24 protein-coding genes and 2 pseudogenes are annotated in these 23,550 nt (G+C 70.3%); 17 read left to right on the top strand and 9 right to left on the bottom strand.

From position 1 onward, the window contains the following. Positions 1–140 precede the first annotated feature (140 nt). Both ACO057_RS10090 and ACO057_RS10085 read left to right on the top strand, forming a co-directional pair. A complete protein-coding gene (locus tag ACO057_RS10090; protein WP_421991223.1) occupies positions 141–1,634 on the top strand; it encodes a M81 family metallopeptidase in 1,494 nt (497 codons plus the stop codon). A 20-nt stretch (positions 1,635–1,654) separates the two neighbouring features. Next, the gene (locus ACO057_RS10085) at positions 1,655–3,241 is read left to right on the top strand and encodes an ABC transporter substrate-binding protein (protein WP_421991301.1); all 1,587 of its coding nucleotides are present in this window, start codon (positions 1,655–1,657) and stop codon (positions 3,239–3,241) included. A 141-nt stretch (positions 3,242–3,382) separates the two neighbouring features. On the opposite strand, the pseudogene ACO057_RS10080 reads toward ACO057_RS10085, so the two are convergent. The 4 genes and pseudogenes from ACO057_RS10080 to dapA form a co-directional block, all read right to left on the bottom strand. Next, a pseudogene (locus ACO057_RS10080) lies at positions 3,383–4,098 on the bottom strand (IS5 family transposase). A gap of 117 nt (positions 4,099–4,215) precedes the next feature. Next, complete coding sequence (locus tag ACO057_RS10075; protein WP_421991221.1) at positions 4,216–5,061, bottom strand: dienelactone hydrolase family protein; 846 nt, start codon at positions 5,059–5,061, stop codon at positions 4,216–4,218. Then, positions 5,058–5,552 (bottom strand): SsrA-binding protein SmpB, encoded by a 495-nt coding sequence (smpB, locus tag ACO057_RS10070; RefSeq protein WP_421991219.1) that lies wholly within the window; start codon positions 5,550–5,552, stop codon positions 5,058–5,060. The genes ACO057_RS10075 and smpB overlap by 4 nt, the downstream gene beginning before the upstream one ends. A gap of 21 nt (positions 5,553–5,573) precedes the next feature. Beyond that, the gene (gene dapA / locus ACO057_RS10065; RefSeq protein WP_421991217.1) at positions 5,574–6,464 is read right to left on the bottom strand and encodes a 4-hydroxy-tetrahydrodipicolinate synthase; all 891 of its coding nucleotides are present in this window, start codon (positions 6,462–6,464) and stop codon (positions 5,574–5,576) included. 339 nt (positions 6,465–6,803) lie between these two features. On the opposite strand from dapA, the gene ACO057_RS10060 reads away from it, so the two are divergent. The 7 genes from ACO057_RS10060 to ACO057_RS10030 all read left to right on the top strand — a co-directional run bounded on the left by ACO057_RS10060 (position 6,804) and on the right by ACO057_RS10030 (position 11,916). Beyond that, entirely contained in the window at positions 6,804–7,967 is a 1,164-nt protein-coding gene (locus ACO057_RS10060) for a hypothetical protein (RefSeq protein WP_421991215.1), read from the top strand. 114 nt (positions 7,968–8,081) lie between these two features. After that, on the top strand, positions 8,082–8,600 hold the full coding sequence (locus ACO057_RS10055; RefSeq protein ID WP_421991213.1) for a lytic transglycosylase domain-containing protein: 519 nt from the start codon (positions 8,082–8,084) through the stop codon (positions 8,598–8,600). Between the two features lie 117 nt (positions 8,601–8,717). Continuing rightward, positions 8,718–9,020, top strand: coding sequence for a phosphatidylglycerophosphatase A (locus ACO057_RS10050; protein WP_421991211.1), 303 nt, complete (start codon positions 8,718–8,720; stop codon positions 9,018–9,020). Then, the gene (locus tag ACO057_RS10045) at positions 8,998–9,516 is read left to right on the top strand and encodes a CinA family protein (RefSeq protein WP_421991209.1); all 519 of its coding nucleotides are present in this window, start codon (positions 8,998–9,000) and stop codon (positions 9,514–9,516) included. Before ACO057_RS10050 ends, ACO057_RS10045 begins: the two co-directional genes overlap by 23 nt. 24 nt (positions 9,517–9,540) lie before the next feature. Continuing rightward, a complete protein-coding gene (locus ACO057_RS10040) occupies positions 9,541–10,527 on the top strand; it encodes a S1C family serine protease (RefSeq protein WP_421991207.1) in 987 nt (328 codons plus the stop codon). A gap of 79 nt (positions 10,528–10,606) precedes the next feature. Next, positions 10,607–11,668 (top strand): YihY/virulence factor BrkB family protein, encoded by a 1,062-nt coding sequence (locus tag ACO057_RS10035; RefSeq protein WP_421991205.1) that lies wholly within the window; start codon positions 10,607–10,609, stop codon positions 11,666–11,668. After that, on the top strand, positions 11,665–11,916 hold the full coding sequence (locus ACO057_RS10030; protein WP_421991203.1) for a GlsB/YeaQ/YmgE family stress response membrane protein: 252 nt from the start codon (positions 11,665–11,667) through the stop codon (positions 11,914–11,916). The genes ACO057_RS10035 and ACO057_RS10030 overlap by 4 nt, the downstream gene beginning before the upstream one ends. Before the next feature lie 39 nt (positions 11,917–11,955). Here ACO057_RS10030 and ACO057_RS10025 read toward each other — a convergent pair whose 3' ends face one another. Next, complete coding sequence (locus ACO057_RS10025) at positions 11,956–12,918, bottom strand: Bug family tripartite tricarboxylate transporter substrate binding protein (protein WP_421991201.1); 963 nt, start codon at positions 12,916–12,918, stop codon at positions 11,956–11,958. Positions 12,919–13,013: 95 nt separating this feature from the next. On the opposite strand from ACO057_RS10025, the gene ACO057_RS10020 reads away from it, so the two are divergent. From ACO057_RS10020 to ACO057_RS10000, 5 genes are all read left to right on the top strand, one after another. Beyond that, complete coding sequence (locus ACO057_RS10020) at positions 13,014–13,361, top strand: putative quinol monooxygenase (protein ID WP_421991199.1); 348 nt, start codon at positions 13,014–13,016, stop codon at positions 13,359–13,361. Between the two features lie 17 nt (positions 13,362–13,378). Further along, entirely contained in the window at positions 13,379–13,639 is a 261-nt protein-coding gene (locus ACO057_RS10015; protein WP_421991197.1) for a glycine zipper domain-containing protein, read from the top strand. Between the two features lie 88 nt (positions 13,640–13,727). Further along, positions 13,728–14,813 (top strand): amidohydrolase family protein, encoded by a 1,086-nt coding sequence (locus tag ACO057_RS10010; RefSeq protein ID WP_421991195.1) that lies wholly within the window; start codon positions 13,728–13,730, stop codon positions 14,811–14,813. Continuing rightward, positions 14,810–15,919 carry an amidohydrolase family protein gene (locus ACO057_RS10005; protein ID WP_421991193.1) on the top strand — a complete coding sequence of 370 codons (1,110 nt, stop codon included), beginning with the start codon at positions 14,810–14,812 and terminating at the stop codon, positions 15,917–15,919. Before ACO057_RS10010 ends, ACO057_RS10005 begins: the two co-directional genes overlap by 4 nt. Further along, positions 15,916–16,320 (top strand): Rieske (2Fe-2S) protein, encoded by a 405-nt coding sequence (locus tag ACO057_RS10000; protein ID WP_421991191.1) that lies wholly within the window; start codon positions 15,916–15,918, stop codon positions 16,318–16,320. Before ACO057_RS10005 ends, ACO057_RS10000 begins: the two co-directional genes overlap by 4 nt. Before the next feature lie 230 nt (positions 16,321–16,550). On the opposite strand, the gene ACO057_RS09995 is transcribed toward ACO057_RS10000, so the two are convergent. After that, complete coding sequence (locus ACO057_RS09995) at positions 16,551–17,699, bottom strand: phosphoserine transaminase (protein WP_421991189.1); 1,149 nt, start codon at positions 17,697–17,699, stop codon at positions 16,551–16,553. An 80-nt stretch (positions 17,700–17,779) separates the two neighbouring features. Here ACO057_RS09995 and ACO057_RS09990 point away from each other — a divergent pair, with 80 nt between their 5' ends. The 3 genes from ACO057_RS09990 to ACO057_RS09980 all read left to right on the top strand — a co-directional run bounded on the left by ACO057_RS09990 (position 17,780) and on the right by ACO057_RS09980 (position 21,061). After that, positions 17,780–18,832, top strand: coding sequence for an adenosine deaminase family protein (locus ACO057_RS09990; protein ID WP_421991187.1), 1,053 nt, complete (start codon positions 17,780–17,782; stop codon positions 18,830–18,832). Then, on the top strand, positions 18,829–19,785 hold the full coding sequence (locus ACO057_RS09985) for a Bug family tripartite tricarboxylate transporter substrate binding protein (protein WP_421991185.1): 957 nt from the start codon (positions 18,829–18,831) through the stop codon (positions 19,783–19,785). The genes ACO057_RS09990 and ACO057_RS09985 overlap by 4 nt, the downstream gene beginning before the upstream one ends. A 202-nt stretch (positions 19,786–19,987) precedes the next feature. Further along, positions 19,988–21,061 (top strand): transglutaminase-like domain-containing protein, encoded by a 1,074-nt coding sequence (locus tag ACO057_RS09980; protein WP_421991183.1) that lies wholly within the window; start codon positions 19,988–19,990, stop codon positions 21,059–21,061. Here the strand turns inward: ACO057_RS09980 and ACO057_RS09975 are convergent. The 3 genes and pseudogenes from ACO057_RS09975 to ACO057_RS09965 form a co-directional block, all read right to left on the bottom strand. Continuing rightward, complete coding sequence (locus tag ACO057_RS09975; protein WP_421991181.1) at positions 21,036–22,025, bottom strand: hypothetical protein; 990 nt, start codon at positions 22,023–22,025, stop codon at positions 21,036–21,038. The two genes, ACO057_RS09980 and ACO057_RS09975, sit on opposite strands and share 26 nt — an antisense overlap. Then, on the bottom strand, positions 22,006–22,812 hold the full coding sequence (gene thiD, locus ACO057_RS09970; RefSeq protein ID WP_421991179.1) for a bifunctional hydroxymethylpyrimidine kinase/phosphomethylpyrimidine kinase: 807 nt from the start codon (positions 22,810–22,812) through the stop codon (positions 22,006–22,008). The genes ACO057_RS09975 and thiD overlap by 20 nt, the downstream gene beginning before the upstream one ends. Beyond that, positions 22,809–23,550, bottom strand: a pseudogene (locus ACO057_RS09965) (phosphoglucosamine mutase); the annotation flags it as partial. The gene thiD and the pseudogene ACO057_RS09965, both read right to left, overlap by 4 nt.

The raw sequence follows: 23,550 nt of genomic DNA, 5'->3' as shown, positions 1-23,550 counted from the left end.
GCAGCATAGGTGTCCCTTCCAGCATAGGACGCAAGGGTGCCGTCCGCCACCGAAACTCCCGCGCGGGGCGTTGCCCGCGACGCCCAGTCCTTATACTGAAGACGCGATGGCGGGAGCGCAAAGCCCCTGCCCGGCCCCGCATGAAGGGCCAGGGGATGGAAACGATGCGGCTGTTCATGGCGGGTCTCTCGACCGAGACCAATACCTTCTCCCCGATCCCCACCGGGCGTGCCGCCTTCTTCGGCAACCGCTTCTTCCGCCAGGAGGCCAGCCTGCAGCCGGCCGGCTGGGGCAATGTGGCGATGCGCGAATGGCGCACCCTGGCCGAGGCCGGAGGCCTCGAGATCACCGAAAGCCTGAGCGCCGCCGCCCAGCCGGCGGGCCTGACTGTGCGCGCCGTCTATGAGGAGCTGCGCGACCTCATCCTGGAGGATCTGCGCGCCGCGCCCCGGCCCGACATCGTGCTGCTGAACATGCACGGCGCCATGGTCGCCGACGGCTACGAGGATTGCGAGGGCGACCTGCTGACGCGCGTGCGCGCCGTCGTCGGCCCCGATGTCGTCATCGGCACCGAGCTCGACCTGCATTGCCATCTGACCGACGCGATCCGCGACGCGGCCGACCTCGTCGTCCTCTACAAGGAGTATCCGCACACCGATATCGCGGACCGGGCGCGCGACCTCTTCGGCCTTGCGCTGCGCACCGCGCGCCGCGAGATCCAGCCCCGCATGGTCTTCCGCGACCTGCGCATGAGCTCGTCGTGGCGGACGCCGGTGGAGCCGGTGCGCAGCCTCGTCGACGAGATGATCGCCGCCGAGGGGCGCGACGGCCTTCTCTCCCTCTCCTTCGGCCACGGCTTCGCCTGGGCGGATATCGCGGATGTCGGCGCCAAGATGGTCGCCGTCGCCGATGGCGACGCGGCCATCGCCGAGGCCGCGGCCGAGCGCTTCGCCCGCAAGATCTGGGACCTGCGCCACGAGACCGCGCCCCGCCGCCTGACGGTGGACGCGGCGCTGGACGCGATCCTCGCCGCGCCGGCGGGCAAGCCGGTCATCGTCGCCGATTCCCCCGACAATGCCGGCGGCGGCGCGCCGTCGGACGCCACGCATTTCCTGCGCCGCTGCGTCGATCGCGGGCTGCGCGACATCGCGCTCGGCGCCTTCTGGGATCCCATCGCGGTCTCGATCTGCGAGGAGGCGGGCGTGGGGGCGACGCTGCCCCTGCGCATCGGCGGCAAGATCAGCCGCAATGGCGGCCTGCCGGTGGATCTCGACGTCACGATCCGGGCGATCCGCGCGGATCATGAGCAGACCGGCCTCTCCGGCTCGCGCTCGGCCATGGGCGCCTCCGTCTGGCTGGAGGCCGAGGGGCTTCACCTGCTGCTCAACAGCAATCGCCAGCAGGTCTTCCATCCGGACGCCTTCGAGGGGCTGGGCCTGCGCCTCGGGGAGCTCCGTGGCGTGGTGGTGAAGTCCTCGCAGCACTTCTACGCGGGCTTCGCGCCGATCGCGGGCCAGGTCCTCTACGCAACCTCGCCCGGGACCGTGGATTCCGACCTCGCCAACCTGCCCTATACGCGCCGCCGCCATCCCTATTGGCCGCGCGTCGAAAACCCATTCGCCGAAGCGAAGTGAAGTTGAGGACCAAGATGACCCTGAACCGCCGCAACCTGTTCCGCGCCTCGGGCGCGGCGCTTGCCGCCCCGCTCATGCCGGCGCCCGCTCTGGCCCAACCCGCCGGCCGCGTCCTGCGCTTCGTGCCCCACGCCAACCTCACCGTGCTCGATCCGGTGTGGACGACGGCCTATATCACCCGCAACCACGGCTACCTTGTCTTCGACACGCTCTACGGCTTCGGGGCCGACCTGCAGCCCAAGCCGCAGATGGCGGCTGGCCACGCCCTCTCCGACGACCGGCTGACCTGGACCATCACGCTGCGCGATGGCCTGCGCTTCCACGACGGCGAGAAGGTGCTGGCGCGCGACTGCGTAGCCTCCCTGCGCCGCTGGGCTTCGCGCGACAGCTTCGGCCAGAGCCTTGCCGCCGCGATCGAGGAGATGACGGCGCTGGACGACCTGCGCCTGTCCATCCGCCTGAAGCGCCCCTTCCCGCAACTGCTCGAAGCGCTCTCTCGCGTGAACGGCGCCTTCATCATGCCCGAGCGCCTGGCGCGGACCGACGGCTTCACCCAGCTGCGCGAGGTGGTCGGCTCCGGCCCCTTCCGCTTCGTGGCCGACGCCTTCAACCCGGGCGCGGGCATCACCTATGCGCGCTTCGAGGGCTATGTCCCGCGCGATGAGGCGCCCGACATGCTGGCCGGCGGCAAGCGGGCGCATTTCGACCGCGTCGAATGGCGCATCATGCCCGACCCCGCGACGGCCGCGGCGGCCCTGCAGTCGGGTGAGGTCGATTGGGTGGAGACGCCCTCGGTCGACCTGCTGCCCCTGCTGCGCCGCCAGCGCCAGGTCGCGGTACAGCAGATCGAGCTCTTCGGGCAGATCACGCTGATGCGCGTGAACCACACCCAGGCGCCTTTCAACAATCCCGCCTTCCGCCGCGCGCTGTGGCCCGCCATCAACCAGACCGACTGCATGCAGGTGATCGCCGGCGACGACCGCGACCGCTGGCGCGACGGCGTGGGCTTCTTCACGCCGGGCACGCCCATGGCCTCCGATGCGGGGATGGAGAACCTGACCGCGCCGCGCAGCATCGATGCGGCGAAGCAGGCCATCGCGGCCAGCGGCTACCGGGGCGAGAAGCTCGTCTTCCTCGCGCCGACCGATAACGTCTCTCTCGACGCCGTGAGCCATGTGGTGGGTGACATGTTCCGCCAGCTCGGCCTCAATGCCGAGGTGGTGTCGACCGACTGGGGCACGGTGGTCCAGCGACGGACCAATCGCGGCCCGACCGAGCAAGGCGGATGGAGCGCGCTGTGCACCAACATCGCCGCCGTCGACTGCACGACGCCGACCGCCCATGCCTATATGCGCGGCCTGGGCACCAGCGGCGCCTTCGGCTGGCCCGAACTGCCGGAGATGGAGACGGCGCGCGATTCCTGGATGGACGCGCCCGACCAGCCGACGCGCCAAGCCATCGCCGCGCAGATGCAGCAAATGGCCTTCCGCGACGTGCCCTTCTATCCGCTCGGCCAGTACTGGCAGCCGGCCGCCTATCGCCGCGGCATGACCGACTTCGTCCGCGGGCCGCTGCCCGTCTTCTGGAACGTCAAGAAAAGCGGCTGAACCGGGCGCGCGGTGGAGGGAGCTAGAGCATCATCCGATCAGACGGAATCGTCTGAGGGTAAAGATGCTCGAAAAGACAAAGAGCTAGAGACGTCGAAGTGAGCCCTTGCGAACGAAGAAGGCTCTAGGTCGTGTGGACAGTTATCGTAGCCACAGGATGGTAGCGGCGAGAGTGACGACGCTGAGGTAGTTCCTCGCGGTTTTCTCGTAGCGAGTGGCGACACGGCGGAACTGCTTAAGCTTGGAGAAGCAGCATTCGACCAGATGGCGCTGGGCGTAGCGGTGCTTGTCGAGCGGGTATTTGCGGGCACGCGACGGGTTGTTCGGGATGACGGCGATGGCGCCTTTGTCCGCGATCGCCTCGCGCAGCGGGTCGGCGTCGTAGGCGGCATCGGCCATGACGACATCCGCGGGAAGGCCCTCGATCAGAGCGTAGGCCTGCGGGCAATCGCCGCGTTGCCCGCCGGTCAAGGCGAATCGAACAGGGACGCCCAGGCCTCGGACGGCCAGGTGGATCTTGGTGCTCAGGCCGCCGCGGGAGCGGCCAAGGGCCTGATCTTCAGACCCCCCTTTGGGGCGCCGGCGGCGTGCTGGTGGGCGCGGATGATGGTGCTGTCGATGATCAGATATTCGAAGTCAGGATCGTCCGACATCGCTTCGAAGATGCGCCGCCACACGCCTTTGTCGCTCCAGCGGCTGAACCGGCGAAACACGCTGTTCCACTCGCCGAAGACGTCGGGCAGGTCGCGCCAGGACGAACCCGTTCGCACGATCCACAGCACGCCCTCGACGAACATGCGGTTGTCGCGGCCGGTTGAGCCCTTCTGGTCGGGCCGACCGATGATCAGCGGCGCCATCCGCTCCCACGCCGCGTCGCTCAACACCAGACGATCCAGAACGCCCAAGGCCGCCTCCCCAAAGGCAGCCTTGAATCACCCAACCAACGTTTCGGGAATCCCTAGAGTCCACACGACCTAGCGCCGCAGGAATCTCTCCACCCGCGGCCCCCAGACGGCGCTTCCGCCCCGGCCGAAGAAGAAGCCGTGCCCATCCCGCCCGAAGGCGGGCGCGGCGAAGAACTCCGCCCGGCCGCCGCCTGAGCGATAGGCCTCGATCAGGCGCGAGGCCAAGGCGTTGTCGAAGAAGCTGTCATTGGCCGCATAGATCCACAGCGTCGGCACCCGCGCCGTGCGGCCGTATTCGCCGGCGGCCGCGATCAGCCGGTCCTCCCGGCAGACGCTGTTCGCCACACCGCCGCGCCAGCCGCCCCGCCCCCCCGCGAAATTCACCAGCGCGCCGACCTCCTCGGGGTTGAGGCTGGAGAGCGCCAGCGCGCCCCAGCCGCCGGCCGACTGCCCCACGACCAGCGCCGGGCCGCGCGCCACATCGGCCCGCGCCTGCATGGCCCGCGTGACAGTCAGGATATCCTGGGCGGATTCCAGCCCGGCCGGGCGGTAATTGCCGCTCACGCAGCCGCCGAACTCCTCGGCCCAGGCCCCGCCCGTGGCGCCGTAGCCGCGCCGCATCGGCAGGGCCACGACATAGCCGCGCGCGGTGAACCAGCGCACGGCGTCGTTGTCGCAGGCGGCGGGGCGCATGCGCGGCCGCTCCGCCGGATCGCCGGGCGAGCCATGGTTGATGACCACCAGCCGCGCCGGGCCGCGCGCCGCGGGCCGGCAGATCCGGGTGGTGAAGCCGCGCTCGGTGTTCGGCGCGGGGATCTGGACGAGCTCGCCGGCACCATCGGCGGAAAGCCCCGTCTCGGGTGCGCAGGCGCCGGCCAGCAGCGCCACCGCCGCCAGGAGCGCCCGGCGGATCAATCGCCGGTCTTGTTGCGCATCACCCGCGCCTTGTCGCGCTGCCAGTCGCGCTTGGCGATGTCGGCGCGCTTGTCGTGCATCTTCTTGCCGGCGGCGAGGCCGATCACGACCTTCGCCAGCCCCTTCTCGTTGAAGAGGATTTCCAGCGGCACCAGCGTCGAGCCCTCGCGCGTCACGGAGCCCGCGAGGGTCTGGATCTCCTTGTGGTGCAGCAGCAGCTTCTTCGGCCGCACCGGGTCGAACTTCGCCATGAAGCTGCCGGCCTGGTACTCCGGGATGTGGCAGCCATAGAGCCACATCTCGCCGTCGCGCTCGCCCGCCCAGGCCTCGGCGATCGAGGCGCGGCCCAGGCGCAGGCTCTTCACCTCGGGGCCGTGCAGCACGATCCCGGCCTCGAAGGTCTGGCCGATCTTGTAGTCGTAGCGCGCGCGCCGGTTCTGCGAGGCAGTCCCGATGCTGATGATCGACTTCTTCTTGGGGGCGACTGCCATGTTGGTCCTAGTTCATTGGTCCTAGTTCAAAAGCCCCGCCGTCCGCATCGCGCCCTCGACCCGCTTGCGCGTGCTTTCGGCGATGGGCGCCATCGGCAGGCGGCAGAATTCCGAGCCACGGCCGAGCAGGCTCGCCGCATACTTCACCGGGCCCGGCGAGGTCTCGCAGAACAGCGCGTCATGCACCGGCACGAGGCGATCCTGGATCACCATCGCATCCTTGATGCGGCCCTCGCGCCAGGCCTTGTGCATGTCGGCGCAGAGCCGCGGGGCGATGTTGCTCGTCACCGAGATGCAGCCATGTCCGCCGGAGGCCATCAGCGCGAGCGCCGTGTGGTCCTCGCCCGAGAGCTGGATGAAGTCCGGCCCGCAGGTGATGCGCTGGTGCAGCGGGCGCGCGAGGTTCGCGGTCGCGTCCTTCACGCCGATGATGTTCTTGTGCTTGGCCAGACGCCCCATGGTCTCGGGCGTCATGTCGATCACGCTGCGGGGCGGGATGTTGTAGATGATGAGGGGCAGGTCCACCGCATCGGCGATCGCCGTGAAGTGGAGGTACATCCCCTCCTGGGTGGGCTTGTTGTAGTAGGGCGTGACGACCAGCGTCGCATCCGCGCCGGCCTTCTTGGCGTGGCGCGCGAGGTCGATCGCCTCGGAGGTGCTGTTGCTGCCGGCGCCGGCCACGACGGGCACGCGGCCGCGTGCCGTCTCGACGCAGATCTCCACCACGCGCTTGTGCTCGTCATGGCTCAGCGTGGGGGATTCACCGGTGGTGCCGACGGGCACGAGGCCTTCGGTGCCCTCGGCGATCTGCCATTCCACGAAATCCGCGAAGGCTTTTTCGTCCAGTTTGCCATCGGCATGCATGGGCGTGATGAGGGCAGTCAGCGATCCCTGCAGGCGGAGGTTGGACATTGGCGGTTCCTTGTGTGCTTGGCGCACTTTGGGGCGTGTTCTGCGCAGGGCACCAGCCCGTGCGGCGGCAACACATAAGACGGTCGCCTCCTCCCAACAAGCGCATCAACCGGATTACAGCCTTGCGCCGAAGGGCTAGAGTGTCCGGATGCGCCGTCTCACAGCTCCCCTGGCCCTCCCCTTGGCCCTCCTCCTCCTGGCTGGCCATGCCTGGATGAACCCCCTCGCGGCCCAGCCCTCGCGGGAGGCGGGGCCGGCAGGGCGCTCACCGCCGCCCAGGCCCAGCGATGGACCGAGGCGCAGTCGGCCGCGGCCAGCGCCGATCCGCTGGTCGCCAAGATGGTCACCTGGTCGCTGCCTCACCCAGCGCGGGGGGGCCGCGAGCGCCGCCGAGATCGTCGGCTTCCTCGAGACCGCCGCCGACTGGCCGAGCCAGGACGCCCTCTCCCGCCGCGCCGAGGAGCTGCTGACCGCCGAACCCGACGACGCTTTGGCCCTGCGCTACTTCCTCGGGGCCGCCCGCCCCGTACGCTGGACGGCGCCACGCGCTACGTCACGGCCCTGCTCAACGCGAACCGCCAGTCCGAAGCCCGCGCCGCCGCCGGCCGCGCCTGGGGCGACGACACGGCCAGCGACGCCTTCGCCGAGACGACCTTCCTCGAGCGCGCCGGCACGCTGCTGACGGCAGACGATCATGCCCGCCGCTTCAACCGCCTCTCCTTCGGTGCCGATTATGCCGGCGGCCAGCGGCTGATTCCCTTCCTGGACCGCAACCGGCAGGCTTTGGCCCAGCTGCGCCTCGCCTATGCGACCGGGCGGCGGCGCCGATCCCGATCCGGCCGCCGCCGCGCGCGATGCCGGCGCCACGCTGGAGCGCGCGCGCATGCTGCGCCGCGCCGATCGCGACGCCCGATGCCGCGGCCCGCCTTCGCCCGCCGGGGCCGCCTCCCAGGTGGGCCTGCCGGCCGAGGGCGCAGCGCGCCATCTGGACCGAGCGCCAGTGTGCTGGCGCGCAAGCTGGTCCGCCTCGGCGATCCGCGCACGGCCTATGTCGTCGCCTCGCAGCACGGCCAGACCCTGGCCGGCGAGCCCCGCCAGGACGCCGAATTCCTCGCCGGCTTCATCGCGCTGCGCCTGCTGGACGACAAGGCGCGCGCCTTGCCGCATTTCCAGCGCGTCGGCGAGGGCAGCCGCAGCGCCATCACCCAGGGCCCCGCGCCGCCTATTTGGCAGGGCATGGCCGAGAGCGACCCCGGCCGGGCGCGCGCCGCCTATCAGCGGGCGGCGGGCTTCCCCGTCGCCTTCTACGGCCAGATGGGCCTCGCTGGCGCTCGGCGAGAGCGGCGCGCAGCTTTCCGCGCGGGATCAACACCCTCAGCCGTGCCGCGTCCGGGCGAGGCCGAGGCCCGTGCCTTCCTGGACCGCGAGCTGCCCCGGCTCATCCTCGCCCTGGGCGATCTCGGCGAGGCGCGGCGCGCCCGCCCCCTTCCTGATGCGCCTTGAGGAGACGGCGCCCAACAACGCCGAACGCCTGCTGATCGCGCGGCTGGGCGTCCGTCATCGGCCGGCCCGGACTTCGCCGTCTGGGTCGCCCGGCGCGGCGGGGCCCAGGGGGCGATGCTGGTCGAGGACGGCTGGCCCGCGCCCTATGCCGCGCCGGAAGGGGCGGCCGAGCCCGCGCTGGTCTTCGCCATCACCCGGCAGGAGAGCAATTTCCAGGTGGACGCCGTCTCCTCCGCCAGCGCGCGGGGGCTGATGCAGCTGATGCCGGCCACCGCGCAGTCGGTCGCCCGGCGGATCGGCATTCCCCATCAGCTGGGCTGGCTGACCACGGACCCGACGCACAACATCCGCCTCGGCTCCTTCTATATCCAGGACCGGCTGGACAGCTTCGGCGGCGTCATGGCCTTCGCCGCGGCCGCCTATAATGCCGGCGGCGGGCGCGTGACCGAGTGGATCGGCACCTTCGGCGACCCGCGCTCGGGCAGCGTGCGCCTGCTGGACTGGATGGAGCTCATTCCCTTCGCCGAGACGCGCAACTACGTGCAGCGCGTGATCGAGAACGTCGTCGTCTATCGCGCCAGGAACCCGGCGACCGCCGCCCTCGATCATCCGATGGCCGCGTGGGCCCGATAAGGGCGATCGCCTCGCTGGGCGGCATCGGCTTCCTCAGGCCCGCGCCCGGCACCTGGGGCTCGGCTGTGGTGCTCCCACTCGCCTTGCTGCCGGGCTGGGCCTGCCTGGTCGCGGCGGGTGGTCTTCACGCTCGTCGGCTATTGGGCCCGTGTGCGCGGCTGCCCGAGGCCGAGGCCGATCCGGGCTGGGTCGTGGTGGACGAGGCGGGCCGGGCAGTCCCTGGCCCTGGCCGCAGCCACGGGCTGGGTCGGCGTGCTTCTCGCCTTCGCGCTGTTCCGCGCCTTCGACATCCTGAAGCCCGGCCCGGTGGGCTGGGCCGACCGCCAGAAGGGCCCCTTCGGCGTGATGGCCGACGACGTCATCGCCGGGGCCATGGCCGCGGCAGTCCTGCTCCTCCTTGCCGCACTGGGGCTGCCCTGATGCTCGGACGACGACACCCCTGGCCGAAGCCGCCGCCCTGCTGGAAGCGCTGCGCCGGCGCGGCCTCACCCTGGCGACGGCCGAGAGCTGCACGGGCGGGCTGATCGCCGCCGCGCTGACCGCCGTCGCCGGCTCCTCCGACGTCGTGCAGGCGGGCTTCGTGACCTATTCCAACGCGGCCAAGACGGCGATGGTCGGCGTTCCCGCCGCGCTGATCGATCGCCTCGGCGCCGTCTCCGAGGAGGTGGCCCGTGCCATGGCCGAGGGCGCGCGGTCGCGCTCCGGGGCCTCCATCGCGCTGTCCTGCACCGGCGTCGCGGGGCCGGGCGGCGGCAGCGCCGAGAAGCCCGTGGGCCTCGTCCATCTGGCCGCCGCCATGGACGGGCACGACACGATCCATGTCCGCAGGATCTTCCCCGGCGACCGCGCCGCCATCCGCGCCGCGACGGTCCGCGAGGCCTTTGGTCTGGCCCGTTCCCTGCTGGACGCTATATGAGCAGGATCAGGAGGACCGATCCCCATGGCTGACGACGATGACGACGAATGGGAAGTTCCTGAAGCCTTCCAGCCGGACCCTTCCGAATTCTCCTTCGATCTGGAGGAGCGGCTGGCCAGCGTGGTCGCCATCAAGTCGATCGTGCCGCCGGACGCCACCTCCGCCCCCTCGCTGGGCATGGAGCGCGAGGGCTCGGGCGTGTGGATCGATGCGGCCGGGCTGGTGCTGACGGTCGGATATCTCATCACCGAGGCCGAGACGGTCTGGATCACCGCCAATGACGGCCGCGTGGTCGAGGCCACGCCGCTGGGCATGGATTTCGAGACGGGCTTCGGCCTGGTGCAGACGCTCGGCCGCCTGCCGGGGCAGAAGGTCGCGCCGCTGGGCGATTCCGCGAGCATGGGCCATGGCACCTCGGGCGTTCTGGCCGCGGCCGGCGGGATCAGCCACGCCTTGGCCTGCACGGTGGCCGCGCGGCAACCCTTCGCCGGCTATTGGGAATATCTGCTGGAAGACGCGATCTTCACCGCGCCCGCGCATCCGCATTGGGGCGGCGCGGGGCTCTTCGGCGCCGACGGCAAGCTGGTGGGCATCGGCTCGCTGATCCTCCAGCAGGGACAGCAGGGCGGCAAGCGGCTGGACCTCAACATGGTGGTGCCCATCGGCGAGCTGCTGCCGATCCTGGAGACGCTGCGCCGCACCGGCCATTCCGGCCGCCCCGCGCGCCCCTGGCTCGGCCTCTACGCCACCGAGGACGACGAGGCGGTGGGCGTGGGTTCGCTCGCCAAGGGCGGCCCGGCCGAGAAGGCCGGGGTGAAGCCGCGCGACCGGATCGTCGCGGTGGACGGGCAGAAGGTGAACGACCTCGCCTCGCTCTGGACCGCCGTGCGCGCGGCGGGGCCCGCTGGGGCGGAGGTGCGGCTGACCCTGGCGCGCGGCAGCCGCCAGCTTGACCTCGCCATCGTCAGCAGCGACCGGACGCGTTTCCTGAAGGCGCCGCGCCTGCACTGATTGTTTTCCGGCGGGCCGTCGCGGGCCGCGCAACCTGAACCCTTCTGCAAGGTTGAGCGCCTGCAGGAGGACGGGGTTGATGCTGGGACGCGTGGCGGCTTTCGGAAAGGATGTGGCCGAAGGCTTCGTCGCGGATGACGTGCTGACGCGCGCGGCGGCCATCGCCTATTTCGCGCTCTTCTCGCTCGGCCCGCTGCTGTTCCTCATCACCGGCATCTGCGGCCTCGTCTTCGGCGAGGCCCAGGTGCGCGCGGCGCTCGCGAACCAGTTGCGCGACCTCATGGGCGGCGAGGCGGCCGGCGCGGTGCAGGGCATGGCCCAGGGTGCGCTCGGCGACGCCTCCGGCGGATGGGCCCTCGCCATCGGCCTGGCAACGCTGAGCCTCACGGCCACGGGCGCCTTCGGGGCGCTGCAGGGCGCGCTCAACGCCATCTGGAAGACCGAGACGCCGCCGGCGGAGACCAGCTCCACCACGGCCGCCATCACGCAATTCGTCCGCGCCAAGGCGCTGAGCCTCGGCGTCGTCGGCACCACCGGCTTCCTTCTGCTGGTCTCGCTCGTGGTGAACGCCGCGCTCTCGGCCTTCGAGCTCTGGCTGCACGACCGGATGCCGGGGCTGGACGTCCTGCTGGGCCTGCTGAACTTCTTCGTCTCGCTGATCTTCATCACGCTGCTCTTCGCCGCCATCTACAAGATCCTGCCGGAGCGGCGGCTGCATTGGCGCGACGTGCTGGCGGGCGCCTTCATGACCGCGCTGCTCTTCAGCTTCGGGCGGATGGCGATCAGCGCCTATATCGGCCGCTCCGGCGCCACCCAGGGCTTCGGGGCCGCCGGCGCTTTCGCGTTGGTGTTGCTCTGGCTGTATTATTCGGCTGTGATCTTCCTGCTGGGCGCGGAGTTCACCCGCGCCTGGTCGGGCAAGGCCCCGGCCAGCGCACCGAAGGCGCCCATGGTCGGCGTCGAGACGCTGCCGCCCGCGCTCGTCGCCGCCTCCTCCACCCCTGTCCGCGCGGAACCCGCCCCGGCACTTTCGCGCGAGCAGGACGCGACCCAGGCCGCCTGGATCATGGCGCTTCTGGCCACCTTTGCCGTGCTTGGATTGCGGAGCCGGCGACAGACCTCAACGGGAGAGACGACATGAATGGAGTGGGAATTTTTGGCGCCATCATCATTGGCCTCCTGGCCGGATGGATCGCCGAGCGGATGATGTCGCGCAGCCACGGGCTCCTCACCAACTTGGTCGTGGGCCTCGTCGGCGCGCTGCTGGGCGGCTGGGTCGCCGCGCTGCTGGGCTTTGCCTATCAGGGATGGGTGCCGAGCCTCGTGGTCTCCACCTTCGGCGCCATCCTGCTGCTGTGGCTGCTGAGCCTCATGCGCCGCCGCGCCTGAGCTTGCCGGCGGAGGGGCATGCCCCTCCGCCGGCGCCTCTCAGTTCAGGGGCACGGCCATCCGGCTCAGCACGGGGCGCCAGGCCATCTGCTGCGCCTGCAGGAACTGGGCGAATTCCGCCGGCGTTCCCCCGATGACATTCTGCACGTCGCCGACGATGCTCTGGCGGATACGCGGGTCGGTCAGCGACTGCACCGCGGCCGCGTTCAGCGCCTGGACCGCCGCCGGCGGCGTGCGGGCCGGAGCGAGCAGGCCGAACCAGCTCAGCGCCTCCACGCCCGGGGCGAATTCGGAGAAAGCGGGGATGTCGGGCGTCTGCGGCATGCGCTGCAGGCTGGTCCAGCCGAGGATGCGGCCCTGGCCGTTCTGCATCACCGGCATCGCCGTGCTGCCGGCCACCACCAGCAGGTCCAGGTTGCCGGCCAGGAAATCGTTCATCGCGGCCGCGTCGCCGCGATAGGTGACGTCCTGCATGGTGATCCCCAGGCCCTGCAGCACCATGAGCATCGCGACATTGGTCAGCGTCGTCGGGCCGTTGGTGCCGTAGGTGATCTGGCCCGGCCGCACCTTGGCGGCGGCGACCAGGGCGGGGATGTCGCGCGGGCCGTCATTGCGGGCGATCACCGCGAAGGGATAGGTTGTGCAGAGGGTGATCGGCGCGAAGTCCTCGATCTTATAGGGCAGGTTGGGCTGCACGATCGGGTTGATGGTCAGCGTCGTCCCCGAGGACATCAGCAGGGTGTAGCCATCGGGCTGGGCGCGGGCCACGGCCTCGCCGCCGATGGCGGTGTTCGCGCCGGGGCGGTTCTCGGCCTGCACGGCGCGGCCCAGCGTCTGGCTCATCTTCTCCGCCATGCGCCGCGTCAGCACGTCGGTGCTGCCGCCCGGCGCGAAGGGCACGATGATGGTGATGTTCCGCGCGGGGAAAGCGGGCTGGGCGAAAGCCGGCGCGGAGAGCAGCGAAAGCGACGCGCCAAGTGCGCGCCGGGTGACGTTGGACATTCTTATTCCTCCTGTTCGGACAACTATGGCAGCGCTGCCCCAGGATTGCCATGCAACGGAGGGTATCGGAGCGCGTTTACTCAAAGGTAGATTCGATGGAATCGCCGGCCATCGGGGCCGATGGAAGAAGTCGAGGAAACGTCATGGCAAAGATCTGTCTCGTGGTTGAATTCCACATCAAGGAAGGCGCCCACGAGGCGTTCAATACGATCATCCGCGAGCATGCCGCCGGCACGCTTCAGGACGAGCCGGGTTGCGAGCGCTTCGACGTGCTCCAGCCCAAGGGCAAGAGTGGTCCGGATCTCAGCCGGATCATGCTGGTCGAGGTCTATGCCGACGACGACGCCCTGGCCGCGCACACCGCCAATCCCCGCCTGGCCCGGACCCGTGCCGCCTATGCCGATCTGATCTCGGATCGGAAGATTCACCTTTGCAACCTCTAGAAGGAAACACGGCAATGATGGCCAAGCAGATTCGCTTCGCGCTCGTGGTCGCGGGCCTCGGCCTCTCCACGGTCGCCTGCACCAACCCCTACAGCCCCGGCCAGCGCGCCGCGGGTGGCGCGCTCATCGGCGGTGCCGGCGGCGCGGCGGTGGGCGGCCTGGCCGGCGGCGGCAGCGGTGCGCTGATCGGCGCGGGCGTCGGCGCGCTGGGTGGCGCCGCCATCGGCGCCGCGACGACGCCCGAGGCGCCCCGCCGCGGCGGCTACGGCCGCTACTAACTCCGGGACTAACTCCGGCGTCTGAAGACGTCCGGACTTTCATGGCCGGTCGGGGCGTGGCAGTGTCACGCCCCGAGAGGAAATGAACATGGAATTGCCGCCCACGGAATTGCCGCGTGGCACCATCGACGTCGACCTGCATCCCATGGTTCCGGGACTGGCGGCGCTGAGCCCCTATCTGGAGCCCATCTGGCGCGACCAGATCGCCATGCGCGGCATGGAGGGCTTCGACACCCAGTCCTACCCGCCCCGCTCGCCCAAGACCGTGCGCGCCGACTGGCGTCCCGAGACGGGCCCTCCCGCCGCGACCATCCAGCAACTGCGCGACCAGGTGCTCGACCCCTGGGGCGTTTCGCGCGGCATCGTCACGCCGCTCTACGGCGTGCAGCTCGTCTTCAACGAGGACATGGCCAACGGCTTCACCCAGGCGCTGAACGACTGGACGCGCGCCGAATGGCTCGACGCCGATCCGCGCCTCGCCGGCTCCATCATCCTTCCCATGTTCAACCCCGAGCACGCCGTCGCCGAGATCGAGCGCTGCGCGCCCGACCAGCGCTTCGTGCAGGCCATGGTGCTGGTGATGGGCGAGACGCCGCTCGGCCGGCGGCACAACTGGCCCATCTTCGAGGCGCTGGTGAAGCACGACCTGCCGCTCGCCATCCACGCCGGCAGCACCTACCGCAATCCCGTGACCTCGCTCGGCTGGCCCTCCTGGTATGCCGAGGACTACGTGGCCAACCAGCAGGCCTTCCAGAGCATGCTGGCCTCCCTCGTCACCGAGGGCGTCTTCGTGAAGTTCCCCACGCTGAAGGTCGTGCTGCTGGAGAGCGGCGTGAGCTGGCTGCCGGCCTTCCTGTGGCGCCTGTCCAAGGGCTGGAAGGGCGTGCGCTTCGAGGTGCCCTGGCTCGACCGCTCGCCGATCGAGGTGGTGCGCGAGAACGTCCGCCTCTCCGTGCAGCCCTTCGACGCGCCCGAGGATGCCGAGACGGTGAAGCGGATCATGGACCATCTCGGCAGCGACGAGATGCTGATGTGGTCCAGCGACTGGCCGCACTGGCAGTTCGAGGGCGCGCCGAAGCTGCCGCCGGGGATCGGCCCGGAACTCGCTCGGAAGATCTGCGTCGACAACGCGATGGCGACCTACAAGCGCTTCGCACAGGAGACTGTGGCATGAACGTCATCCGCCCGCAGGCCGCCCCCGGCCGGCCGCTCGCCGCCACCCAGGGCCTCATCGACGTGGACATCCATCCGCGCGCGCGCTCCATGGAGGACTACTTCCCCTGGCTCTCCGCCGCGATGCGCGAAAGGGTGCTCACCTACGGCATCCGTCCGCGCCACGGCTTCTCCAAGGGAACGCCCTACTTCAAATCGCAGCCGCTGGCCTGCCGGCAGGACGCCTGGCCTGCCCAGGGCGGCACGCCCGCGAGCGACCCGGCCCTGGTCGCCTCGCAGCATCTCGACTTCCACGGCATCGACGTGGGTGTGCTGAACCCGCTGCAGCCGACCGCGCAGGGCGACCAGAACAACCCCTTCTCCGTCGCCATGGCGCATGCGGTGAACGAGTGGCAGCTCGCGACCTGGGTCGATAACGACGACCGCCTCAAGGCCTCCGTCGTCGTCGCCTATGAGGACCCCGAGGCGAGCGCGAAGGAGATCCGGTTGCGCGCGGGCGATCCGCGCTTCTGCCAGGTGCTGCTGATGAGCCGCACGAGCCACCCGCTCGGCAATCCGAAGTACTGGCCGATCTTCGAGGCGGCGCAGGAAGTGGGCCTGCCCATCGGCATCCACGCCTTCGGCTATTCCGGCTGGCCCATGACCAATGGCGGCTGGCCGAGCTTCTACATCGAGGAGGTGAGCGAGCACGCGACCTCCTGCCAGTCGCTCGTCGTCTCGATGGTGCTGGAGGGCGTGTTCGAGTGCTTCCCGAAGCTGAAGGTCGTGCTGATCGAATGCGGCTTCGGCTGGATGCCCAGCGTCGCCTGGCGGCTGGACAAGCAGTGGCCCACGCTGAAGCACGAGCTGCCGCATGTGAAGCGTCTGCCCTCCGAGCAGATCCGCGAGCACATCTGGGTCAGCACCCAGCCCGTCGAGGAGCCGCCGCGCCCCGAGCAACTGCTGGACTGCATGGAGTGGATCGGCTGGGACAAGATCCTCTTCGCCAGCGACTATCCGCACTGGGATTTCGACGACCCGCGCTACGCCATCCCGAGCTACATCCCCGAGGCGAAGCGCGCCGCCATCTACGGCGGCAATGCGAAGAAGGTGTACGGCTTCCGATGACGCGCCATGTCGTGGCCCCCGCCGCCGAGATCGCGCCCGGCGAACGCCGCACGGTCGAGCTCGAGGGCAAGAAGATCGTGCTGTTCAACCTGGATGGCGAGTTCTTCGCCCTGGCCGATCGCTGCCCGCACCAGGGCGGCTCGCTGTCGCTGGGGCCGTCCATCGGGCTGATCGAAAGCCCCTGCCCCGGCGAATACAGCTATGGCCGCAGGGGCGAGATCGTGCGCTGCCCCTGGCATGCCTGGGAGTTCGACATCCGTACCGGCAAGTCGCGCTTCGACCCGCGACGGATGAAGGTGCGCGCCTTCCCCGCCTGCGTGGAGAAGGGCGAGGCGCTGGAGCTCCAGGCGGAGACCTTCCCGGTGAGCGTGGAGCAGGATTACGTGGTGGTGGAGGTCTGAGGCCGAAACCTTCCCTCGCTTTCGCGGTTACGACTGCAGCAGAAGGAAGACCGCCATGAACCTCATCATCTATATCGTCGGCCTCGTCGTCGTCATCGCCGCCGTGCTGAGCTTCTTCGGCCTGCGCTAGAGCCTTCTCCGTTCGCAAGGGCTCACTGCGCAGGCTCTAGCCATTTGTTTTTACGAGCATCTTTATCCGGTCAGACGATTCCGTCTGGTCGGATGATGCTCTAAGCCGCGAACTCCGCCGTCACCTTGGCGAAGGCCACGTCCAGCCAGGGCAGCAGCGCCTCGACATCCGAGCGCTCCACCGTCGCGCCGCACCAGATGCGCAATCCCGGCGGGGCATCGCGATAGCTGCCGGCGTCCAGCGCCACGCCCTCGCTCTCCAGGATGGCCGCAAGCCGCTTGGCCACCGCCACCTGCCCGTCATGTTCCATCGCCGTGAACCAGTCGGCCACGATCCGCAGGCAGACCGAGGTGCAGGAGCGCGTGGCCGGGTCCATGGCCAGGAAGCGCGCCCAGTCGCTCGTCTCCACCCAGGCGGCGACCGCGGCGAGGTTGCCCTCGGACCGCGCGATCAGCGCCGGCAGCCCGCCCACCGATTCCGCCCAGCGCAGCCCGTCCAGCGCGTCCTCGACGCAAAGCATGGAGGGGGTGTTGATCGTGTCGCCCTTGAAGATGCCCTCGTTGAGCTTCCCGTCCTTGGTGAGGCGGAAGATCTTGGGCATGGGCCAGGCCGGCGTGTGCGTCTCGAGCCGCTCCACCGCGCGCGGCGACAGCGCCATCATCCCATGCGCCGCCTCGCCGCCCAGCACCTTCTGCCAGGACCAGGTGACCACATCGAGCTTGTTCCAGGGCAGGTCCATCGCGAAGGCCGCCGAGGTGGCGTCGCAGATGGTCAGCCCCTCGCGGTCCTCGGCGATCCAGTCGGCCGCGACCAGGCGCACGCCGCTGGTCGTGCCGTTCCAGACGAAGACGCAGTCGCGCTTGGGGTCCACCTTCCACACGTCGGGCAGGCCGCCATAGGGCGCGCGGAGCATGCGCATCTCGGGCAGCTTCAGCTCGTAGGCCATGTCCTGCGCCCATTCCATGGAGAAGCTCTCCCAGGCCAGCACGTCCACGCCGCGCGGGCCGAGCAGGCTCCACATCGCCATCTCGACGGCGCCAGTGTCCGAGGCAGGCACGATGCCGAGGCGGTAGTCGGCCGGGATGCCGAGCATGGCCTTGGAGCGCTCGATCACCTCGGCCAGCTTGGCCTTGGCCGGCGCGGCGCGATGGCTGCGGCCCAGCATGGCCCCCTCCAGCGCGGCGAGGGAGAAGCCCGGGCGCTTGGCGCAGGGGCCGGAGGAAAAGCAAGGGTTCTGCGGCTTGAGCATGCCGCTTTCCTGGCATGGGTTGGGCCGTCTGTCATCCGCCGGCCTTCCCTTCCGGCGGGACGCGAGGCAGTGTCCGGCGCATGTCCGATGCGCTCGAAACCTTCTGTCTCGCCATGCCCAAGGTGGACCTGCACGTCCATCTCCTGGGTGCCGTCCGCCAGGCGACCTTCGCGGAGCTGGCCGCCCGCAGCGGCATGACCCAGGCCGAGACGGAGTCGCTCTACGCCCGCGACGCCAAGCCGAAAGGCGTGCTGCACGTGCTCCGCGCCCTGGAGCAGCGCGTGCTGCGCCAGCCCGGCGACCTGCACCGCATCGCCTATGAGCATCTGCAGGACGCGGCGGCCCATGGCGTGCGCCATTCGGAGATCTTCTGGAACCCGACCGGCACCGCGCATCTCTTCCCCTATGCCACAGGCGCCGACGCCCTCCTGGCCGGCTTCGCCGATGCGGCGACGGATTTCGGCGTCTCGGCGCTGCTCATCCCCTCCATCGACCGCGAGGCCACGCCGGAGGACGCGACCCAGCTGGCCGAATGGATGCTCGCCCATCGGCGCGACCCCATCATCGGCATGGGCATCGACTATCGCGAGACGGACCGCCCGCCGGAGCTCTTCTGGCGCGCCTGGCGGATGGCCAAGCGCGGCGGCTTCCGCCTCACCGCCCATGCCGGCGAATTCGGCTGCCATCCGCGCAACGTCGCGACCGCGCTGGACCTGCTGGAGGTCGACCGCATCGACCACGGCTATACCGTGCTGGAGGACCCCGATCTGGCCGCGCGCTGCGCCGAGCGCGGCGTGCTCTTCACCGTGGTGCCGACCAATTCCTACTACCTGCGCACCTTGCCGCCCGAGCGCTGGGCGCAGGAGCACCCGATCCGTCGCATGCCCGCCGCCGGCCTGCTCATCCACCCCAATACCGACGATCCACCGCTTCACCAGGTCACGCCCACGCGCTGCTGGCGGATGATGGTGGAGGATTTCGGCTTCGGCATCGCCACACTGCGCGACTTCATGCTGAACGGCATCCGGGGCTCCTTCCTGCCGGAGCCCTCGCGCCGTCACCTGGAGGCCGCCTTCAGCCAGGAATTCGACGCGCTGGCGGCCGAATGCTTCCCCCAAGGAGTGATCGCATGAAGCGCCGCATCCTGCTCGCCTCGCCGGCCTTGCTCGCCGCCCCGGCCGTCGCGCAGTCGCGCGCCATCACGCTCATCGTGCCCTTCGCGCCCGGCGGCAATGTCGACACGGTGGCGCGGCTGGCGGCGAGCGAGCTGACGCGCCGGCTCGGCCAGAACGTCGTGGTCGAGAACGCGCCCGGCGCGGGAGGCACCATCGGCACCGAGCGCGCCGCCCGCGCCGCGCCCGACGGGTTGACCCTGCTGCTGGGCGTGGAGAGCCCCCTCACCATCTCGCCCGTCGTCACGCCCGGGGCCGTGCGCTACCAGCCCCTGCGCGACTTCGCCCCCATCGGCATGATCGCCTCCCTGCCGCTGACCCTCGTCGGCCGGCCGGACCTGCCCGCGGCCGACATGGCCGGCGTCATCGCTTTGTCGAAGTCGCGGCCCGAGGGGCTGACCTATGCGACCTCCGGCACGGGCACCTCGCTGCATCTCTGGGGCGAGATCATCGCGCGGCGCTCGGGCGCGAAGCTGGAGCACGTGCCCTACCGCATCGCCGCCCAGATCCCGACGGATCTGATGGCCAACCGGCTCGACCTCGCGGTGCTGAGCATCACCAGCACAGCCCCGCTGATCCGCGACGGGCGGATCAAGGGCTTCGCCATCTCCTCGCTGGAGCCGTCGCCGAACCTGCCGGACCTGCCGCCCCTCGCCCGCCTGCCGGAATTCGCGGGGTTGGAGATGCTGGCCTGGCAGGCGCTCTTCGCCCCGGCGCGGACCGACCCGGCCATCCTGCGCCGCATCACGGCCGAGCTGGACGGCATGCTCGCCGATCCCGCCTTCCAACAGGCGCTGGACCGCGTGGGCATGACGCCCTGGCGCAAGACGCCGGAGGAACTGACCGCGCTCGTGCGATCGGAGCTCGCCCGCTACGAGGAGGTCGTGCGGCTGGGGAACATCCGCGCGGACTGACCAGCGTTCACCCTGCGTCGCGATCGTCGGAGTGTTCAACCCCTCCTCGGTGGCTGGGGCGGCAGCAGGCCAAGCAATCCTCGCTATCCGCCCCCGGCGGATGCTATCGGTCCAGGGCAAGGCGGAAGTCGCCGCAGACGACATCGCCGCTTGCGAAGATGGGTGCCCGGTCCGGGCCGATCATCTCCAGGGAGGAATCCCCATGGATCGCCGCGCCTTTCTTTCGACCGCCGCCATCGGCTTGGCGGCTAGCGCCGCCTCAGCCCCGATCTCCGCCCGTGCCCAACCGACTGCGCCCCCGCCCGGCTGGCGCCGCTTCGAGATCGTCACCCGCGTCACCCTGCCCGATCCGGGCCTAGCCCATCTCTGGCTGCCCCTCGCTCAGAGCGCCGGCGGCTACCAGGCGGCGCAGGAGCTGCGCTGGCAGGCGACGGGCCAGGCCCGCGTGGTGCGCGACGCGCATTACGGCGCCGATATTCTGAAGCTGGCCTGGGAGGGTCAGTCCACGACGCCCAAGACCGTCGAGCTGGTGCAGACCGTCGCCGCCTGCGACCGCGCCGGCGGCAACACCCTGCTGCCCGTGACCGCGGCCGAGCGGCGCTTCTGGAGCGAACCGACGGAGAGCGTGCCGACCGACGGCATCGTGCGCGAAACGGCGCTGCGCATTATCGGGGACCGTACCGATCCGAAGGCGAAGCTGCGCGCCTTGTACGACTGGGTGGTGGACAACACCTCGCGCAATCCGGACACGCCCGGCTGCGGCCTCGGCGACATCAGGGCGATGCTGGAGAGCGGCAACCTCTCGGGCAAATGCGCCGACATCAACGGGCTGATGACGGGGCTCGCGCGGGCGGCCGGCTTCCCGGCGCGCGACGTCTACGGCATCCGCGTCGCCGCCTCCCGGCATTACCGGACGATGGGGGCCAGCGGAAACATCTCCCGCGCGCAGCATTGCCGGTCGGAGGTCTATCTCGACGGCGAGGGCTGGTTCCCGATGGACCCGGCCGATGTGCGCAAGGTGATCCTGGACCATCGGCTGGCGCTCGGCAGCCCGGAGATCAACGCGCTGCGGGACCTGCTCTTCGGCGGATGGGAGATGAACTGGCTGGGCTACAACAGCGCCACCGACATCATCCTGCCCGAGGCCGGCGAACGGCAGAAGCCGAATTTCGCCTTCCTGATGTACCCCTGCGCCTTCACCTCGGCCGGGCAGCCGGATTGCCTGAATCCGCCGCTGTTCCAATACGAGATCACTTCTCGGGAAGTGACGGCCTGACGCGGTTCACGGCGCCCGGAAGAAGCTCCGGGCGCCGGCCAGGGTCCGCAGCGCGATCGCGCCGATCACGATCGTGCAGATCGCCAGCGTCGCCGCCCCCCACCCAGCCGGGCGCGATCTTCAGCGTCGCGGTGGTGAAGGCGGCCAAAGGAAAGGTGAAGGCCCACCAGCCGGGGTTGAAGCCCGCGACGGTCATGTGGCGCAGCGACAGCACCAGCAGCGCCAAGGTGAAGGCCGCGAAGCCGTAAAGCGCCCACATGAACGGCCCCGGCCCCATCAGCGCCTCGATGGCGAGCGCCCCCAGCGAAGGCGGCGCCAGCAGGATGAAGAGCGCGGGCCGCAGCAAAGGCGGCGGCGTGGCCTCCAGGAGCCGGCCCAGCATCAGCGGCTGGAGCACCAGCCAGAGCGTTCCGCCGATGCCGAAGAGCATCCATCCGAGAACCGGCAGGCCGAGCCGCGGGGCGAAGATCGTCGCCACGACATTGCCGGCCAGCGGGATGAGCAGCGGCGGCGCCAGCATCTCCGCGCTGCCTTCGCCCCGCAGCACGCGCGCCAGCAAGGCGAGGCCGATCCCCCATTGCAACGCCACGCCGACGAGCAGGACGTCGCGCGCCAGTCCCGGCGCATAGGGGATGAAGGCGGAGGCCACCAGAATGAGCCCGATGGAGATGGCCCCCGCGAAGGAGCCGCGGAAGGGATGCCGCCAATCCTCGCGCGCCATGAACGGGTGCGAGGCCGCGCGGGCCATGTGGAGCCCCACCACGACGATCCAGGCGAGGACCGTCAGCGCCATCAGCGCTTCGGCGATGGTCCCGGCCCAGGTCCCGGCCCAGGGCGCGGCCGCGGCGAACTGCCGCCAGGCGAGGCCGAGTCCGCCGAGACCCATGGGCACGGCCAGCAGCGGCAGCGGCACATAGGCGAGGGTCGGACCGGGCGTCGCGCGTTCAGCCGAAGCGATTGGCATCCACCGTCACGCCGTGGTCGAGCGGGCCGTGGCCACTGCCATAGCCCGGCGCGGCCAGGATGGCGGCGCGGACATAGGCGCGGGCGCGGGCGACGGCCGGCTCCAGCGCCAGGCCCTGCGCCAGGCCCGTGGCGATGGCCGAGGCCGTCGTGCAGCCCGTGCCATGGGTGTGGCGCGTGGCGATGCGCCGGTCCTCGTAGCGGATGATGCCCTCGGCCGTGGCCAGCAGGTCCACCAGGATGTCGCCTTCCAGATGCCCGCCCTTGAGCAGCACAGCGGGCACGCCCATCGCCAGAATGACGAGGGCCGCCTCGCGCATCGAGGCCTCGTCCGTGACGGGGAAGCCCACCAGCACCTCGGCCTCGGGCAGGTTGGGCGTGACGACGGTCGCGAGCGGCAGTAGCCGGCGCTTCAGCGTTTCCACCGCATCGGGCGCCAGCAGCGCGTGGCCGCCCTTGGCGACCATCACGGGATCGGCCACCAGCGGCACGCCGGGCGCGCGGGCGGCGATCTCGTCGCAGACCGCCTCCAGCGTCGGCGTGTCGTGCAGCATGCCGGTCTTGATGGCGTCGGCGCCCAGATCGTCCAGCACGGAGGCGATCTGCAGGCGGATGAAGCCCGCCTCCACACCCATCACGCCCTGCAGGCCGAGTGTGTTCTGGGCCGTCAGCGCGGTGATCGCCGTCATGGCGAAGCCGCCGAGCGCGGTGACGGCCTTGATATCGGCCTGGATGCCCGCGCCGCCCCCTGAATCCGAGCCGGCGCAGATCAGGACCCTGCCCTTCACGCCGTCACCTTGGAGCGGATCGTCCCGCAAAGCCGGTCGAGCACCTGGTTCAGCAGCCCTTCCTCCTCCGCCTCGACCATCACGCGGATGACCGGCTCGGTCCCGCTCGCGCGGATGAGCACGCGGCCGGCTTCGCCCAGCGCGGCCTCCTCGGCGGCGATCGCGCTCTGCACGCCCGCGTCCCGGAGCGGCGAGACGCCGGTGAAACGGATGTTCACCAGGCGCTGCGGCAGCGTCTTGAACTGGCGGCAGACCTCGCTGGCGGGGCGCTTCTGCTCGACCAGCACGGCCAGAACCTGCAGCGCGGCCACCAGCCCGTCGCCGGTCGTGCCGAAATCGGTGAGGATGACATGGCCGGACTGCTCGCCGCCGACGTTGCAGCCCGCCTCGCGCATGCGCTCGCTGACATAGCGGTCGCCCACATTGGTACGATGGAGCGCAAGGCCCTGGGCCTTCATGAAGCGCTCCAGCCCCATATTGCTCATGACCGTCGCGACCAGGGCCGCGCCCCTCAGCCGGCCCTGCTTGGCCCAGGAGGCTGCGATCAGCGCCAGGATCTGGTCGCCGTCGATGAGCTCGCCCAGCTCGTCCACCAGCACCACGCGGTCCGCGTCGCCATCCAGCGCGATGCCCAGATCGGCGCGGCGCTCGCGCACCAGGGTCGCGAGCTGGCCGGGCGCGGTGGAACCGGAGTTGCGGTTGATGTTGAAGCCGTCGGGCCCGACGCCCACGCTGACC

This window comes from Roseococcus sp. (assembly GCF_965227005.1).
Classification (GTDB): Bacteria; Pseudomonadota; Alphaproteobacteria; order Acetobacterales; family Acetobacteraceae; genus Roseococcus.
Note: the sequence above shows the minus strand (reverse complement) of the source record. Positions and strands in the feature narration are given on the sequence as shown.